This window comes from Pseudomonas sp. PS01303 (genome assembly GCF_029959385.1).
GTDB lineage: Bacteria > Pseudomonadota > Gammaproteobacteria > Pseudomonadales > Pseudomonadaceae > Aquipseudomonas > Aquipseudomonas rustica.
On sequence record NZ_JASCPK010000150.1, the window covers coordinates 1 to 14,484 of the forward strand.

Genomic DNA, 14,484 nt, shown 5'->3' on the forward strand with positions numbered 1-14,484 from the left:
GGCTCGCTCCCACATTTGAAATGCAGTCCAATGTGGGAGCGAGCCTGCTCGCGAAGGCGTCGATCCAGGCGCCGAAGAAATCAGGGTTTGTAAGCGCGCATAAACAACCCCACCACTTCCTCAATATGGCTTTCCGCAGCCTCTTCGCTCAACGGCTCCCCGCAACCAAACATCAGCCGGAAATTCCCGGCGCCTTTGATCAGGCAAAAGAAATGCTCGGCCGCATTGCGCGGCAGATCAATGTTCAGCGCGCCGCTCTCATGGATGCGCGTCAGCAAGCGCTCCATCCCTTGCACCATGCGCTGTGGGCCGGCCTCGAAGAAGATCAGTGAAAGCTTCGGATCCTGCACCCCCAGCGCCATGATCAAACGGTGGAGGTTCACCGATTCATCGCTGTTGATCAGGTGATGAAAGCCTCGGGCAATGTTCAGCAACACATTTTCCACGGCGATGCCTTCCGGCAATTCGAAGATCAGTGTGGGTAATTGCTCCTCGCATTTGGCCATCACGGCGGCGGAGAACAGCGTCTCCTTGTCGTTGAAATGGCTGTAAACCGTCAGCTTCGACACGCCAGCCTCGCTGGCGACCGCGTCCATGCTGGTGTTGGCATAGCCATGACTCAGAAACAGAATTTTCGCCGCGTCGAGGATCGCCTGGCGTTTGGCCAGATCCTTGGGGCGGCCCGGGCCGTTTGGAGCTGAAAGATTGTTCGACATTCTTCGCTTTTAATACTGGACTGGTGAGTTTGCTATTAATAACATACCCGCCAGTATAATTATTCCAAGCACCATTAGCGAAAGGTCCGTCACCATGTTCCGCCATGCGTTGTCCTGTGCGTTGCCAGCGAGTCTGGCGTTCCTTTTGTCAGCGTGCGGTCAGGAAGAAGTGACGCAAGTCACCGTGCGACCGGCCATGGTGGTGCAGCCAGAGCCTTCGGCGCAGGCGATGGAAAGTTATCCGGGCGAGGTGCGCGCCCGCTACGAACCTGATCTGGCATTCCGCATTGGTGGCAAAGTCAGCCGACGACTGGTCGATGAAGGTCAGCGCGTGAAGGCCGATCAACCGCTCGCTGAACTCGATCCGCAAGACGTGCGCCTGCAACTGGAAGCCACCCGTGCGCAAGTCGCCGCCGCCGAAGCCAATCTCAATCTGGTGCGCGCCGAACGCGATCGCTACAAGACCCTGATGGATCGGCAGATGGTCAGCCGCTCGGCTTACGACAATGCCGAAAACCTTTACCGCTCAGGTGAAGCCCGCCTCAAACAAATCAAAGCTGAATTCAACGTTTCGACCAATCAGGCCAGTTACGCGGTGCTGCGTGCGCCGCAGGACGGCGTGGTGGCCAAGCGTTCGGTGGAAGTCGGCCAAGTGGTTGCCGCCGGACAGACCGTGTACACCCTCGCCACCGATGGCGAGCGTGAGGTGTTGATCAGCCTGCCCGAGCAAAGCTTCGGCCGCTTCAAGGTCGGTCAGCCAGTGTCCGTCGAATTGTGGACGCAGCAGAATCAGCGCTTCGCCGGACAAATTCGCGAACTGTCGCCCGCCGCCGATCCACGCTCGCGCACCTTTGCCGCGCGCATTTCGTTCACCGCCGGCAAAGTCCCGGCCGAGCTGGGCCAGAGCGCTCGCGTCTTTGTGCAATCGGCCGATGCCGTGTCGCTGTCGGTGCCGCTCTCGGCACTCACCGCTGAAAACGGTGCGACCTACGTCTGGGTGGTCAACGGCAACAACACGTTGAAGAAAACCTCGGTGCGCGTCGGCCCGTTCGGCGAAAAAACCGTGCCGGTGCTTGAAGGCTTGAACGCCAACGACTGGGTGGTGGCGGCCGGCGTGCATGTGCTTTTGGAAGGTCAGCAGGTGCGTCCGGTGGATCGCTCCAACCGTGTGGTCAATCTGGCGGACAAGGAGTAAGTCCCGATGCGCTTCAACCTTTCCGAATGGGCGCTGCGTAATCGCCAGATCGTACTGTTCCTGATGCTTTTGCTGGCCATCGTCGGCGCGTTGTCCTACACCAAACTCGGCCAGAGTGAAGACCCGCCGTTCACCTTCAAAGCCATGGTCATTCAGACCCGCTGGCCGGGCGCGACCGCGCAGGAGGTCTCGCGCCAGGTCACCGAACGCATTGAAAAGAAACTGATGGAAACCGGTGAGTACGAGCGCATCGTCTCGTTCTCACGCCCCGGTGAATCGCAGGTCACGTTTATCGCCCGCGACTCTATGCATTCCAAGGAAATCCCCGACCTCTGGTATCAGGTGCGCAAGAAGGTCGCCGATATCCGCCACACGTTGCCGCCGGATATTCAGGGGCCGTTTTTCAACGATGAATTCGGCACCACGTTCGGCAATATCTATGCGCTGACCGGCGACGGTTTCGACTACGCGGTGCTCAAGGATTACGCCGACCGCATCCAGATCCAGCTGCAACGAGTCAAGGATGTCGGCAAGGTCGACTTGCTCGGTTTGCAGGACGAAAAAATCTGGGTCGAGTTATCCAACGTCAAACTGGCGACCCTCGGTTTACCGTTGGCGGCGGTGCAACAGGCGCTGCAAGAGCAGAATGCGGTTTCGACTGCGGGATTCTTTGAAACTGGCAGTGAGCGATTGCAGCTACGGGTGTCGGGGAATTTTCAGACAGTCGATGAGATAAGAAACTTCCCGATCCGTGTCGGTGATCGCACGTTCCGCATCTCCGATGTCGCCGATGTGCGCCGTGGTTTCAACGATCCACCGGCACCGCGCATGCGCTTTATGGGCGAGGATGCGATCGGTCTGGCCGTGGCGATGAAGGACGGCGGCGACATTCTGGTGCTCGGTAAAGCGCTGGAAGTCGAGTTCTCGCGGATCCAGAAAAACCTTCCGGCCGGCATGCAATTGCGCAAGGTTTCCGACCAGCCAGCGGCAGTGAAAACCGGGGTCGGCGAGTTCGTCCAGGTGTTGGTCGAAGCGCTGGCAATTGTCTTGCTGGTGAGCTTCTTCTCCCTCGGCGTGCGCACCGGCATGGTCGTGGCGCTGACCATTCCGCTGGTGTTGGCGATGACCTTCGCCTGCATGTATTACCTGAATATCGGTCTGCACAAGATTTCCCTCGGCGCGTTGGTATTGGCGCTGGGCCTGCTGGTGGACGACGCGATCATCGCCGTGGAAATGATGGCGATCAAAATGGAGCAGGGTTTCGATCGCATCCGCGCGGCGAGTTATGCCTGGACCAGCACCGCGTTTCCGATGCTCACCGGTACGTTGATCACCGCTGCCGGGTTCCTCCCGATTGCCACCGCGCAGTCCGGCACCGGCGAATACACCCGATCAATCTTTCAGGTGGTGACCATCGCGCTGCTCGCTTCGTGGGTGGCGGCGGTGATGTTCGTGCCGTATCTGGGGGAAAAACTCCTGCCGGATCTGGCGAAAATTCACGCCGCCAAACACGGCACGGGCGATGGTCAGCCGGATCCGTATGGCACGCCGTTTTATCAGCGTGTTCGGCGGCTGGTCGAGTGGTGTGTGGTGCACCGTAAAACCGTGATCGTGCTGACGGTGGGGCTGTTTATCGCTTCGGTAATGTTGTTCCGTTACGTTCCACAGCAGTTCTTCCCGGCCTCCAATCGACTGGAATTGATGGTCGATCTAAAACTGGCCGAAGGCGCATCGCTGGCCAATACCACCGGTGAGGTCAAACGCCTGGAAGCGATGCTCAAGGATCACGCCGGCATCGATAATTATGTGGCGTATATCGGCACCGGTTCGCCGCGTTTTTATCTGCCGCTGGATCAGCAGTTGCCGGCGGCGAGCTTCGCACAGTTTGTGGTGTTGGCGAAAACCATCGAGGAACGTGAGGCGCTGCGCAGCTGGTTGATCAGCACATTGAACGAGCAATTCCCGGCGATGCGTTCGCGGGTCACGCGTCTGGAGAATGGCCCGCCGGTAGGTTACCCGGTGCAGTTCCGTGTCACCGGCGAACACATCGAAGAAGTCCGTGCGCTGGCGCGCAAAGTCGCGACCAAGGTTCGCGAGAATCCGTATGTGGTCAATGTGCATCTGGATTGGGAGGAACCGAGCAAAGTCGTGTACCTGAACATCGATCAGGATCGTGCCCGGGCGCTCGGTGTGAGCACGGCCAATCTGGCGAAGTTTCTGCAGAGTTCGCTGACCGGCGCGAGTGTCAGCCAGTACCGCGAAGACAACGAGTTGATCGAGATTCTGCTGCGCGGCACGGTGCATGAGCGCACCGAGTTGTCGTTGTTGCCGAGTCTGGCGGTGCCGACGGATAACGGCCGCAGTGTGGCGTTGTCGCAGGTCGCGACGCTGGAATATGGCTTTGAAGAAGGGATTATCTGGCACCGCAATCGGTTGCCGACGGTAACGGTGCGCGCGGACATTTATGGCAAGGAGCAGCCGGCGACGTTGATCAAGCAGATCATGCCGACGCTCGATCCGATTCGGGCGGAGTTGCCGGATGGGTATTTGCTGGATGTCGGCGGCACGGTGGAGGATTCCGAGCGTGGGCAGAAGTCGGTGAATGCCGGGGTGCCGATGTTTATCGTGGTGGTGCTGACGTTGCTGATGGTGCAGTTGCGCAGTTTTTCGCGCACGGTGATGGTGTTTTTGACGGCGCCGCTGGGGTTGATTGGGGTGGTGCTGTTTTTGATGGTGTTCCGTCAGCCGTTCGGGTTTGTGGCGATGTTGGGGACGATTGCGTTGTCGGGGATGATCATGCGCAATTCGGTGATTCTGGTGGATCAGATTGAGCAGGATATCAAGTCGGGGCTTGGGCCTTGGCAGGCGATTATTGAGGCGACGGTGCGGCGGTTTCGGCCGATTGTGTTGACGGCGTTGGCGGCGGTGTTGGCGATGATTCCGTTGTCGCGCAGTGTGTTTTTTGGGCCGATGGCGGTGGCGATTATGGGCGGGTTGATTGTGGCTACGGCTTTGACGCTGTTGTTTTTGCCGGCGTTGTATGCGGCTTGGTTCAGGGTTCGGCGGGAGGCTTGATCTTTCGGTTACTTGGCGGCCTTTGGGCCGACCATGTTCTTGGGGTTTTGGGTGAATATCCGTTTCTGCGGGGGTTGCTGATTGTGGTTTCGCCCTTACGGCGAGTCCCTTTGGCAAACGCCCCAAAGGAACCAAAGGTCTGTGCCCTGACGTCCGGCCCTCGCTAAGGCTCGGGTTCCTTCGTTTCGGGTTCATCCGGGGGCATCGCCTACGGTTTGCTTCGCTGCACCTCCTCTCGATGCTTTCCCCGTATGAATCCCTCCACTCAGCCTCCCGACGGGCTCTAAGATCAAAATCAAAAGCAGGCGAGCTGACACTCGGCCTAGTGGTTGGCGTGGGTGCGCCACGATTCCTTGTAGGAGCTGCCGAAGGCTGCGATCTTTTGATCCTGCTTTTGTAGGAGCAAAGCTTGCTCGCGAAGGCGGCCTGACAGCCGACCTGTTTCTGCCCGGACGTACACGATCCAATTGTAGGAGCGAGCCTGCTCGCGATAACGGCCCGCCAGCCAACCATGCTCTGTCTGACTCAACACGATCCAATTGTAGGAGTGAGCCTGCTCGCGAAGGCGGCCTGACAGCCGACCAATCTCTGCCTGAGTTGCCTCTATTTCCTTCCTACATCTTTTTCAGAAACCTCCGATATTGAGCCTTTCCCCCCTCGGGTGTTGTACTCCAGCGTCTGTTTTCAACCGCCTCGAGCCCACCCTTCATGAAAAACCCACCCGTCTTCAAAGGCCGATCCGATCCCGTGTTCAATCTTCTGCTGCGCTCGCCGCACAAGCAGCGTCTGGCGGATTATCTGGCGTTGCTCAAGCCGCTGGATGATCAGGGCCGTTATCTGCCTTTCGAGGCGTTGCGTTATCGCTGGGCGTCCGGGTTGGATGTGAAGGTGTGTTGGGCGTTGGTCAAGAAGGCGCGGGTGGCGCAGTACGTCAATCTGTTGCCGTTGGGCGAGCCGGTGCAGTGGGGCAAATATGTGCTGACGCCGTTGGCTCAGATCACGTTGTCGATAGTGGATCGGCAGACGACGTCGGCGGCCCTGGATTATATGACTCGTCAGATGGGCGAGCAGGCGCCTTCCAGTTTTTTGCTCAGTGATTTGATCGAGGATGAGGCCATCGCCAGTAGTCAGTTAGAGGGCGCGGCGACGACTTCGCGTGTGGCCAAGGACATGCTCAGGCATCGGCGTCAGCCGCGTACGCCGGATGAGCGGATGGTGATGGGCAACTACAGGATGATGAATTTCGCCTGGGAGAAACGCGATGAGCCCATGAGTGTGGATTTGATCGCAGCGATGCATCGGGTGGGGGTGGAGGGGATTGCTGACGAGGATTATTCTCCGGGCGTTTTCCGGGCGAATGATGAGGTGGTTGTTCAGGACGGCGCGGGCAATACGGTGCATCGTCCTCCGCCCTCTGCCGGGTTGGTCTTGCGGCTAGAAAGGTTGTCGGACTGGATCAATTTGCCTGAGGGATCACCTCAGGAGAAGGGTCATGTGCATCCGCTGATCAAGGCGATCACGCTGCATTTTGCCTTGGGTTACGAGCATCCCTTTCGCGACGGTAACGGGCGGGTCGCGCGGGCGTTGTTTTACTGGTTCATGTTCAAGAACGAGTTTGCGGCGTTTCGTTACATTGCGATCAGTTTGCTGTTGCGCAATGCGCCGGTGAAGTATGGGCGCTCTTATTTGCATAGCGAAGCGGATGAGCTGGATCTGACGTACTTCATCGAGTTTCAGTGTTCGGTGATTCAGCGAGCGGTAAGCCGGTTCACCGATGTATACCGCAAGAGCGTGGTCTACAAGACCCATGCAGCCTGACAGAAAACCCTGTAGGAGCTGCCGAAGGCTGCGATCTTTTGATCTTCAATGCTCGACAGCAAAGACAAGATCAAAAGATCGCAGCCTGCGGCAGATCCTACAGGTGACGTTACAGCGTGCCGAAGACTTTTTTCGCCAGACTCGTCGCCGCAGCGGCCGGGTTCTGGCGGATGGTTTCTTCTTGTTTGCCAATCATTTCGAACAAGCCGTTCAGTGCCTGTTCGGTGACGTAGTTTTCGACATTCGCGCTTTTCGCATCGACCACACCGAACGCTGCAGCCTGGCCGGCGAACGAGTTGTACTTCTGCGCCACGCCGACTTTGTCGGTCGCCTGTTTGACGATCGGCAGGAACTTGGCGCGGATTTGTTCGCGGCTGGATTTGTCGAGGTATTGCGTGGCTGAATCCTGGCCGCCGCTGAGGATGCCTTTGGCGTCAGCGACGCTCATTTTTTTCACGGCGTCGACGAGGATTGGCTGGGCCTGGGTAACGGCACTTTCCGCCGCTTTGTTCATCGCGGTTTCGAGTTCTTCAACCTGGGCGCCCATGCCGAAGGCTTTCATTTTGCTGGCGGCTTTGCCGAGTTTGCCCGGCAGTTCGATTTTCACCTCGGGGTTGTTGCTGAAGCCGCCCGGGGTGCCCAGTTGTTTGACAGCGATTTGCGCGCCTTGGGTCAGGGCATCCTTGAGGCCGCCGGTGGCGTCTTGTTGGGACAGGTCGCTGAGTGACAGGGCCAGAGCATTGGCGCTGATCATCAGGCCGGCGCACAGGCCGGCGAAGCGAAGGGTAGGGCGGAGCATGGCGGCTTCCTTGTTGCGGAAATGGGTGGCGGAGAATGAATTAACGAATCGCGTCGACGCGGATTTTCAGCGGCTGCGGGTCGTTGCCGTCGAGTTGCACGGCGTGGTTTTCGGTGGTGATGAACATCAGCTCGCCGTTGACTTCGATACGCGCGCTGACCGAATAACGGTGGCCGGGTTTGACCTGCGCCGGATCGTAGCTCAAGTGGAACGGCAGTGGCACCTGGCCTTTGATCGGGCCTTTCTGCTCGTTGAGCACGACCGACGGGGCGTCGGCGAGGGAAACGTCTTGCAGGCTCACGCTCAGGGTCGCGCTCGGTGGCAGGGCGATGCGTTGCAGGTAGAACACTTCGCCATCGAGGCTGGCCTTGCCGGCGGGGGTGGTCGATTGGCAGGCGCTCAACAGCGTGGCGGCGGCGAGAAGGGTGAGTTTTTTCATCGGAACCTCTAATACTTTTGCGCCGGAAGAATCCCGGCGCCGAAGAGAAATCTAGCGGATTTTGCCATCAACGTCAGTGAACAAACGTAATGGTTTCTCCAGCCACTGCGAGATCCACAGCGATAGCCGCGAACTCAACGTAGGCGAAACCGGCGCAAGTTCGACATGCCACGGCGTGACTGTAATGGATTGGTGATAGCGGTTTTCCATACCGCTTAACGCATAGCGCTTGCCGGGTATGACCCTGTCTGGATCGTATTGCAGATAAAACGAAGCGGCGGTTTGTTCATCTTGAGTGACGCGGGTAAGTTGGGTATTCGGGTCATCAGCATCGTGCAGACTGATCGTCACGGCTTCATGTTCAGCAACGACACTGGGCTCCTGAGCTTCCACATACAGAAAGCCGATCGGACTTAGATGCAGCGTCTGCCGGTGCGGGGCTGTGTTGACGATAACGAAGTAGTCCAGCGCCACCAGCAAAGGCTGTTGGTCATGGAACATTTGAACGTTGATCTGATACTTCACGCCGACATCGCTGTACTGATGCGGAAATGAGAACTTCCAGTCGACATCAAAGACTGACGAGTGCCGCCAGTCTTTAATGTTGATCGGCGAAGTGGAGTTAACCACTTTGACGCTGACCACCGTTTCATTCTCACCGCCCTCAGGAGCGCGGAAGTCTGGGGGCAGACGGAAGTCGACGGTGACGATGGGAGTTGGTTCGTGCAGCAGGCTCATCTCGATATCCTTATCGCGATTTTTAAAGTGAGCCTATTTATCCACGAATCAACTAACGGGAGAACCCAGCGGGCTCTCCGTTAGTTATCGGCAAGTTTCAGCCTTCGGCGGTTACCGCGCTTTCAGCCGCATCTTCACTGCGATGCAGCGCAACCTGGCGGATCGACAAACGAATGTCCGCTGGCAGTACGCGCTTGGCCGCACCTTCGGCCAATTCGCCGAGCATTTCGTGGTAACTGAGCTTGCCGGCCTCGTCGCGACGCAGCACGTCGAGGTCGAGGAGGGTCTGGATGAAGTGACGGAACAGGCTCTTGTCGAAAAACTCCGGGGCGTTGAGGCCGTGGAGGATCGACAGGCGCTGGGCCATGACGGTGCAGAGGTCTTCCAGTTCTTCGGCGCTGATGCTGTTCTGGCCACTGTTGAGCAGCAAGGACACGGTCATGTAGAAACGCTGCAAGGTCTGCGCGATGCTTTTCGACAGCAATGTCAGCAACACAAAATGCCGCGAACTTGGCGCCGGACGCAGGTAGACGTCTTTCTCGAAACGCAGCAGACCTTGCTCGACGAATGCTTCCAGCCACTGATCGACCACGGCATCCAGTTCGTCCAGCGACCAGCGAATGAACAGTTCCGACTGCAAGTACGGATACAGCGCGCGGGTGTAGCGCAGGATCTGTTCGCGGCTCATGCGCGAAGCGCTCTGAAAGAAGCTCGCGAGCAACGCCGGCAGGGCGAAGATGTGCAACACGTTGTTGCGGTAGTAGGTCATCAGGACGGCGTTCTGCTCGCCGAGATAGAGAATCTTGCCCAGCGCATCGTTCTGCTCGGACAGCAGATCCATGTCCTTCACGTGCTCGATCAAGGCACGACCATCGCCTTCCGGGAGCGTGGTGTGTGGCGAGTACGGGACTTTGCGCAGCAGCGCCAGATACAGATCCAGCACCCGCGCCATCGCCCGATCGTCCAGCGCCAGGCGCGTGGTCGACAGCAGCGCCAGTGCCACCAGGTTGACCGGGTTGATCGCCGCCGCTTCGTTCAAATGCTGCGCGACCTTCTCGCCGAGGCGGTTGGTGGTTTCGTTGAGCCACGCCGGTTTGTACTGCGGGCCGAGTTCCTGTTGGCGCCAATCCGGTTGCTCGGCGTCGAGGAATTCCGCCAGCTTGATCGGCTCGCCGAAGTTAACGGCGACCTGACCGAAGCGCTGCTTGAGCGCGCCGATGACTTTGAAAATATCGAAGATCGATTCTTTCTTCTTGCTCGCCCCGCGCAGTTCGCCGAGGTAGGTGCGACCTTCCAGCACGCGCTCGTAACCGATGTACACCGGTACAAACACGATAGGCATGCGCGACGAACGCAGGAAGCTGCGCAGGGTGATCGCGAGCATGCCGGTTTTCGGTTGCAGCATGCGCCCGGTGCGCGAGCGGCCGCCCTCGACGAAGTACTCGACCGGGAAGCCTTTGGTGAACAGGGTGTGCAGGTATTCGTTGAACACCGAGGTGTACAGCGGATTGCCCTTGAAGGTGCGGCGCATGAAGAACGCGCCGCCACGCCGCAGCAGGCTGCCGATCACCGGCATGTTCAAGTTGATCCCGGCGGCGATGTGCGGCGGGGTCAGGCCGTTGCGGAACAGCAGGTACGACAGCAGCAGGTAGTCGATGTGGCTGCGGTGGCACGGCACATAGATCACTTCGTGACCCTGAGCGACCTTCTGCACGCCTTCGATGTGGTTGACCTTGATGCCGTCGTAAATCTTGTTCCAGAACCAGCTCAGCACCACTTCGAGGAAACGGATCGCGGTGTAGGTGTAGTCCGAGGCGATCTCATTGCCGTAGCGCAGGGCCTGGGCCTTGGCTTTTTCCGCGGAGATGTTTTCGCGCTCGGCTTCGTCGAGGATCGCTTGCTTGACCAGTGGCTGGTTGAGCAGACCTTTGACCAAGTTACGGCGGTGGGAAATGTCCGGGCCGATCACTGCTGCTTTGAGGTTGCGGAAGTGCACGCGCAGGATCCGCTGGGCCATGCGCACAGTGCGTTCGTGACCCTTGTTGTGCTCGATCAGCTCGCGCAGGTGAATCGGTGCGGAGAATTGCACGCGGGTTTTGCGGCCGAGGACGATGATGCTCAGCAGCCGACGCAGACGTCCGGTAACGGCCCAGCTGTCGGCGAACAGCAACTTCCACGGACTGTTTTCGCTGTCCGGCGACTGACCCCAGAACACGCTGACCGGAATGATCTGCGCGTCTTCGGCAGCGTTCTGGGTGAGGGCGCTGACGAGGCGAGTCAGGGTCGGCGGTGCGCCGCGTTTGTCCTGGCGACCGAGCCAGTCTGGATCCGGCGTCAGGTAGAAAAACGCCGCTGGTTCAATCAGCGAACCCACCGACACCGGCAGCACCGGACGCGGCAGGCCGGCCTTGGTGCACTCGGTGTCGAGCACGGCCAGATCGGTCAGCGAAGGGTTTTGCAGGACGTAGAACACCGGACGACTGCGGTCGAGGTTGAGGGTGAACGACGACTGGTTGATCGTCTCCGAGCGAACCCAGAGATACAACAGTCGGCGCAGGGTGCCAAACACAAGACGGCGGAACGGGGAACGGGTCATACGGCTTCTGCGTGAGTGAATAAAACCGAGCGTTTGCTCGGGCGGTCGATAGTGTGCCGTATTGGACGAAAATCGGCAAAAAAGCGGCGAAGTAATCTCCTGTTGAGACTTTTCGCACCTGTCATATACTCGGCGGTCTGTCGCCGGGGCCCTTTTATGGACGTCGGATGCAGGCTGACGTTCCTCAAAGGCTTTCCTGCGAAAAGCCTGTTCAATAATAAAAAAGGAGTATGAACAGATGGCAACACGTGAAACCGGCAACGTGAAGTGGTTCAACGACGCCAAAGGCTACGGCTTTATTCAGCGCGAAGACGGGGTGGACGTATTCGTGCACTACCGCGCGATTCGCGGCGAAGGGCACCGGTCGCTGGCTGAAGGTCAGCAGGTTGAGTACGCGGTGATTACTGGCGAGAAGGGCTTGCAGGCGGAAGACGTTGTAGGCCTGTAATGATCGTTCCCACGCTCTGCGTGGGAATGCCTCAACGGACGCTCTGCGTCCGCATTGGGACGCAGAGCGTCCCGGGTTGCATTCCCACGCAGAGCGTGGGAACGATCAGTGTCAGGCGGTTTTCCAGGTGATTTCTTCTTCACCGTCTGCGCTGATGCGCATCCAGCGATCAGCCGTCTCTTCACCTTCTTCCTCGACCCACGTGCCCGGCGCGCAACGCACTTCCACGTTCAGCGCGGCAAACGCGGCACGTGCGCAGGCGATGTCGTCGTCCCACGGCGTCTGGTCGCTTTCCAGGTACAGGCTATTCCACTTGCCCACGGCTTTCGGCAGCCAGGTCACCGGCACGTTGCCGGCCTTGCACTTCCAGGTCTGGCCTTTCTGAACCCAGTCGGTGCACGGGCCCAGCGCGGCGCCCAGCCAGGCCGAAATGGCCTTGTGGTCGACGTCGGCGTCTTTCAGGTAAATCTCGATGTCCGGTTGGCGCATGGATGTCCTCACTGCGGGTCTGAAAAATCCATTCGCGGATTTAGCCGGCCCCGGGCACTCGCCCGAGGCCAAAAGTTTATTGAAGAACGAAATAATCGTAGCGCATCGACACGGTGGTCTCGAACGGCTCGGCCTGTTCGATCACCGCCGCGCGACGCTCGGCACTGGCGCGCCAGCCGTGGGGTGTCATCGCCAACAGGTTGGCGCGATCCTCGGGCTTGTTCAGGGTCAGTTTGAATTCCAGGGTTTCACTGTGCGCCAGCGCCATGCCTTCCGGCACGAGGGCCAGATGCTTGTCGTCGGTGTACTCGCGCACTTCGTCGTACAGGCGTTCGCGCAGTTCCATCAGATGGCCGCTGGTCGGGCCGACTTTCATCAGACCGCCGCCGACGCTGAGCAATCGCTTGGCTTCTTCCCAATCAAGCGGGCTGAAAACGCTGGCGAGAAACTGGCAACTGCCCGACGCCAACGGCACACGGGCCATGCTGGCGATCAACCAGCTAATTGCCGGATTACGTTTGCACGCGCGTTTGACCGCTTCGCGGGAGATGTCCAGCGCGTAGCCATTGGCGTTCGGCAAGGCCTCGGCGATTTGCGCGGTGTAGTAACCCTCGCCACAACCGATATCGACCCAGCGCCCCGGCGCATAACTCGCCGCCAGCTCGGCCAGACGCTTGGCCACCGGCGCGTAATGGCCGGCGTTCAAAAAATCGCGGCGCGCTTCGACCATGGCCTGATTGTCGCCAGGATCACGGCTGTTTTTGTGCTGCACCGGCAGCAGGTTCAGATAACCCTGGCGCGCACGGTCGAAGCGGTGGCCGGCGGGGCAGACCACGCCGTTATCCACCGCATTCAGCGGCTCACTGCAGATCGGACACGCGAGCATCAGGCGAGCAACTTGATCATGGTTTGGTAGTAGATCTCGGTCAGTACGTCGAGATCCGCTGCCAGCACGCGTTCGTTGACCTGGTGGATGGTCGCGTTGACCGGGCCCAGTTCAACAACCTGTGTGCCCATGGTCGCGATGAAACGGCCATCGGAGGTACCGCCGCTGGTCGACGCTTTGGTCTCGCGACCGGTGATGTCCTTGATGCTCGCCGACACCGCGTCGAGCAGTGCGCCCGGTTCGGTAAGGAACGGCAGGCCGGACAGCGCCCAGTCGATGTGCCAGTCCAGATCGTGTTTGTCGAGAATATCGGCAACGCGTTTCTGCAGGCCTTCGACGGTCGATTCGGTGGAGAAACGGAAGTTGAACACCGCCACCAGATCGCCCGGAATCACGTTGGTCGCGCCGGTGCCGGAGTTGACGTTGGAGATCTGGAAACTGGTCGGCGGGAAGAAATCGTTGCCGTGATCCCAATGCTCGGCGGCGAGTTCGGCCAGCGCCGGAGCGGCGAGGTGGATCGGGTTCTTCGCCAGATGCGGGTAAGCGACGTGACCCTGAATGCCTTTGACGGTGAGCTTGGCGCCCAGCGAGCCGCGACGGCCGTTTTTCACCACGTCGCCCACCAGCGTGGTGCTCGACGGTTCGCCGACGATGCACCAGTCCAGACGCTCGTTGCGCGCGGCCAAACGCTCGACCACAGCCTTGGTGCCGTGGTGCGCCGGGCCTTCTTCATCGCTGGTGATCAGGAACGCGACCTTGCCCTTGTGGTTCGGGTAGTCGGCGACGAAGCGCTCGGCGGCGACGGTCATCGATGCCAGGCTGCCTTTCATGTCTGCCGCGCCACGGCCGCAAAGCATGCCGTGTTCATCGATCAGAGCGTTGAACGGGTCGATCTGCCACGCGGTAACCGGGCCGGTCGGCACCACGTCGGTGTGGCCGGCGAAGCACAGCACCGGGCCGTCGTTGTTGCCGTGGGTGGCCCAGAAGTTATCCACATCTTCGATGCGCATCGGCTCGAGGCTGAAACCGGCATCGCCCAGGCGCTGCATCATCTGCTTCTGGCAATCGGCGTCGACCGGCGTCACGGACGGACGGCGGATCAGGTCGATGGCGAGTTGGAGGGTCGGCGAAAGGTCGGCGTGGGCCGTCATGTAATAACTCCGGGGTGCGCACGGTAAACCTGTAGGAGCTGCCGCAGGCTGCGATCTTTTGATTTTGTTTCTTGAAATCAACAGCGAGATCAAAAGATAGCCGCCTGCGGCAGCGGCTACCGAGTTTGTTGGCA

11 protein-coding genes and 1 pseudogene are annotated in these 14,484 nt (G+C 59.4%); 4 read left to right on the forward strand and 8 right to left on the reverse strand.

Annotated features, from left to right (window positions below; translation table 11 throughout):
* Window positions 1-80: 80 nt before the first annotated feature.
* Window positions 81-716, reverse strand: coding sequence for a TetR/AcrR family transcriptional regulator (locus QMX93_RS26000; protein WP_212543962.1), 636 nt, complete (start codon window positions 714-716; stop codon window positions 81-83).
* Between the two features lie 94 nt (window positions 717-810).
* Here QMX93_RS26000 and QMX93_RS26005 point away from each other — a divergent pair, with 94 nt between their 5' ends.
* From QMX93_RS26005 to QMX93_RS26015, 3 genes and pseudogenes are all read left to right on the forward strand, one after another.
* Complete coding sequence (locus tag QMX93_RS26005) at window positions 811-1,911, forward strand: efflux RND transporter periplasmic adaptor subunit (protein WP_282358429.1); 1,101 nt, start codon at window positions 811-813, stop codon at window positions 1,909-1,911.
* A gap of 6 nt (window positions 1,912-1,917) precedes the next feature.
* Window positions 1,918-4,986, forward strand: a complete 3,069-nt coding sequence (locus QMX93_RS26010; RefSeq protein ID WP_282358430.1) for an efflux RND transporter permease subunit — start codon at window positions 1,918-1,920, stop codon at window positions 4,984-4,986.
* A gap of 708 nt (window positions 4,987-5,694) precedes the next feature.
* Window positions 5,695-6,780, forward strand: a pseudogene (locus QMX93_RS26015) (Fic family protein); the annotation flags it as partial.
* A gap of 133 nt (window positions 6,781-6,913) precedes the next feature.
* On the opposite strand, the gene QMX93_RS26020 reads toward QMX93_RS26015, so the two are convergent.
* The 4 genes from QMX93_RS26020 to plsB all read right to left on the reverse strand — a co-directional run bounded on the left by QMX93_RS26020 (window position 6,914) and on the right by plsB (window position 11,376).
* Window positions 6,914-7,603, reverse strand: a complete 690-nt coding sequence (locus tag QMX93_RS26020; RefSeq protein WP_053117582.1) for a DUF4197 domain-containing protein — start codon at window positions 7,601-7,603, stop codon at window positions 6,914-6,916.
* 40 nt (window positions 7,604-7,643) lie between these two features.
* Window positions 7,644-8,042, reverse strand: coding sequence for a YbaY family lipoprotein (locus QMX93_RS26025; RefSeq protein ID WP_282358431.1), 399 nt, complete (start codon window positions 8,040-8,042; stop codon window positions 7,644-7,646).
* Window positions 8,043-8,093: 51 nt separating this feature from the next.
* The gene (locus tag QMX93_RS26030) at window positions 8,094-8,780 is read right to left on the reverse strand and encodes a hypothetical protein (protein WP_282358432.1); all 687 of its coding nucleotides are present in this window, start codon (window positions 8,778-8,780) and stop codon (window positions 8,094-8,096) included.
* A gap of 97 nt (window positions 8,781-8,877) precedes the next feature.
* Complete coding sequence (plsB, locus tag QMX93_RS26035) at window positions 8,878-11,376, reverse strand: glycerol-3-phosphate 1-O-acyltransferase PlsB (protein WP_282358433.1); 2,499 nt, start codon at window positions 11,374-11,376, stop codon at window positions 8,878-8,880.
* A 238-nt stretch (window positions 11,377-11,614) separates the two neighbouring features.
* On the opposite strand from plsB, the gene QMX93_RS26040 reads away from it, so the two are divergent.
* Window positions 11,615-11,824, forward strand: a complete 210-nt coding sequence (locus tag QMX93_RS26040; RefSeq protein WP_053117589.1) for a cold-shock protein — start codon at window positions 11,615-11,617, stop codon at window positions 11,822-11,824.
* A 111-nt stretch (window positions 11,825-11,935) separates the two neighbouring features.
* Here QMX93_RS26040 and QMX93_RS26045 read toward each other — a convergent pair whose 3' ends face one another.
* From QMX93_RS26045 to dapE, 3 genes are all read right to left on the reverse strand, one after another.
* A complete protein-coding gene (locus QMX93_RS26045) occupies window positions 11,936-12,313 on the reverse strand; it encodes a hypothetical protein (protein WP_282358434.1) in 378 nt (125 codons plus the stop codon).
* Between the two features lie 76 nt (window positions 12,314-12,389).
* Window positions 12,390-13,199 carry a putative RNA methyltransferase gene (locus tag QMX93_RS26050; protein WP_282358435.1) on the reverse strand — a complete coding sequence of 270 codons (810 nt, stop codon included), beginning with the start codon at window positions 13,197-13,199 and terminating at the stop codon, window positions 12,390-12,392.
* Window positions 13,199-14,350, reverse strand: coding sequence for a succinyl-diaminopimelate desuccinylase (gene dapE / locus QMX93_RS26055; RefSeq protein ID WP_008078428.1), 1,152 nt, complete (start codon window positions 14,348-14,350; stop codon window positions 13,199-13,201). Before dapE ends, QMX93_RS26050 begins: the two co-directional genes overlap by 1 nt.
* Window positions 14,351-14,484 lie beyond the last annotated feature (134 nt).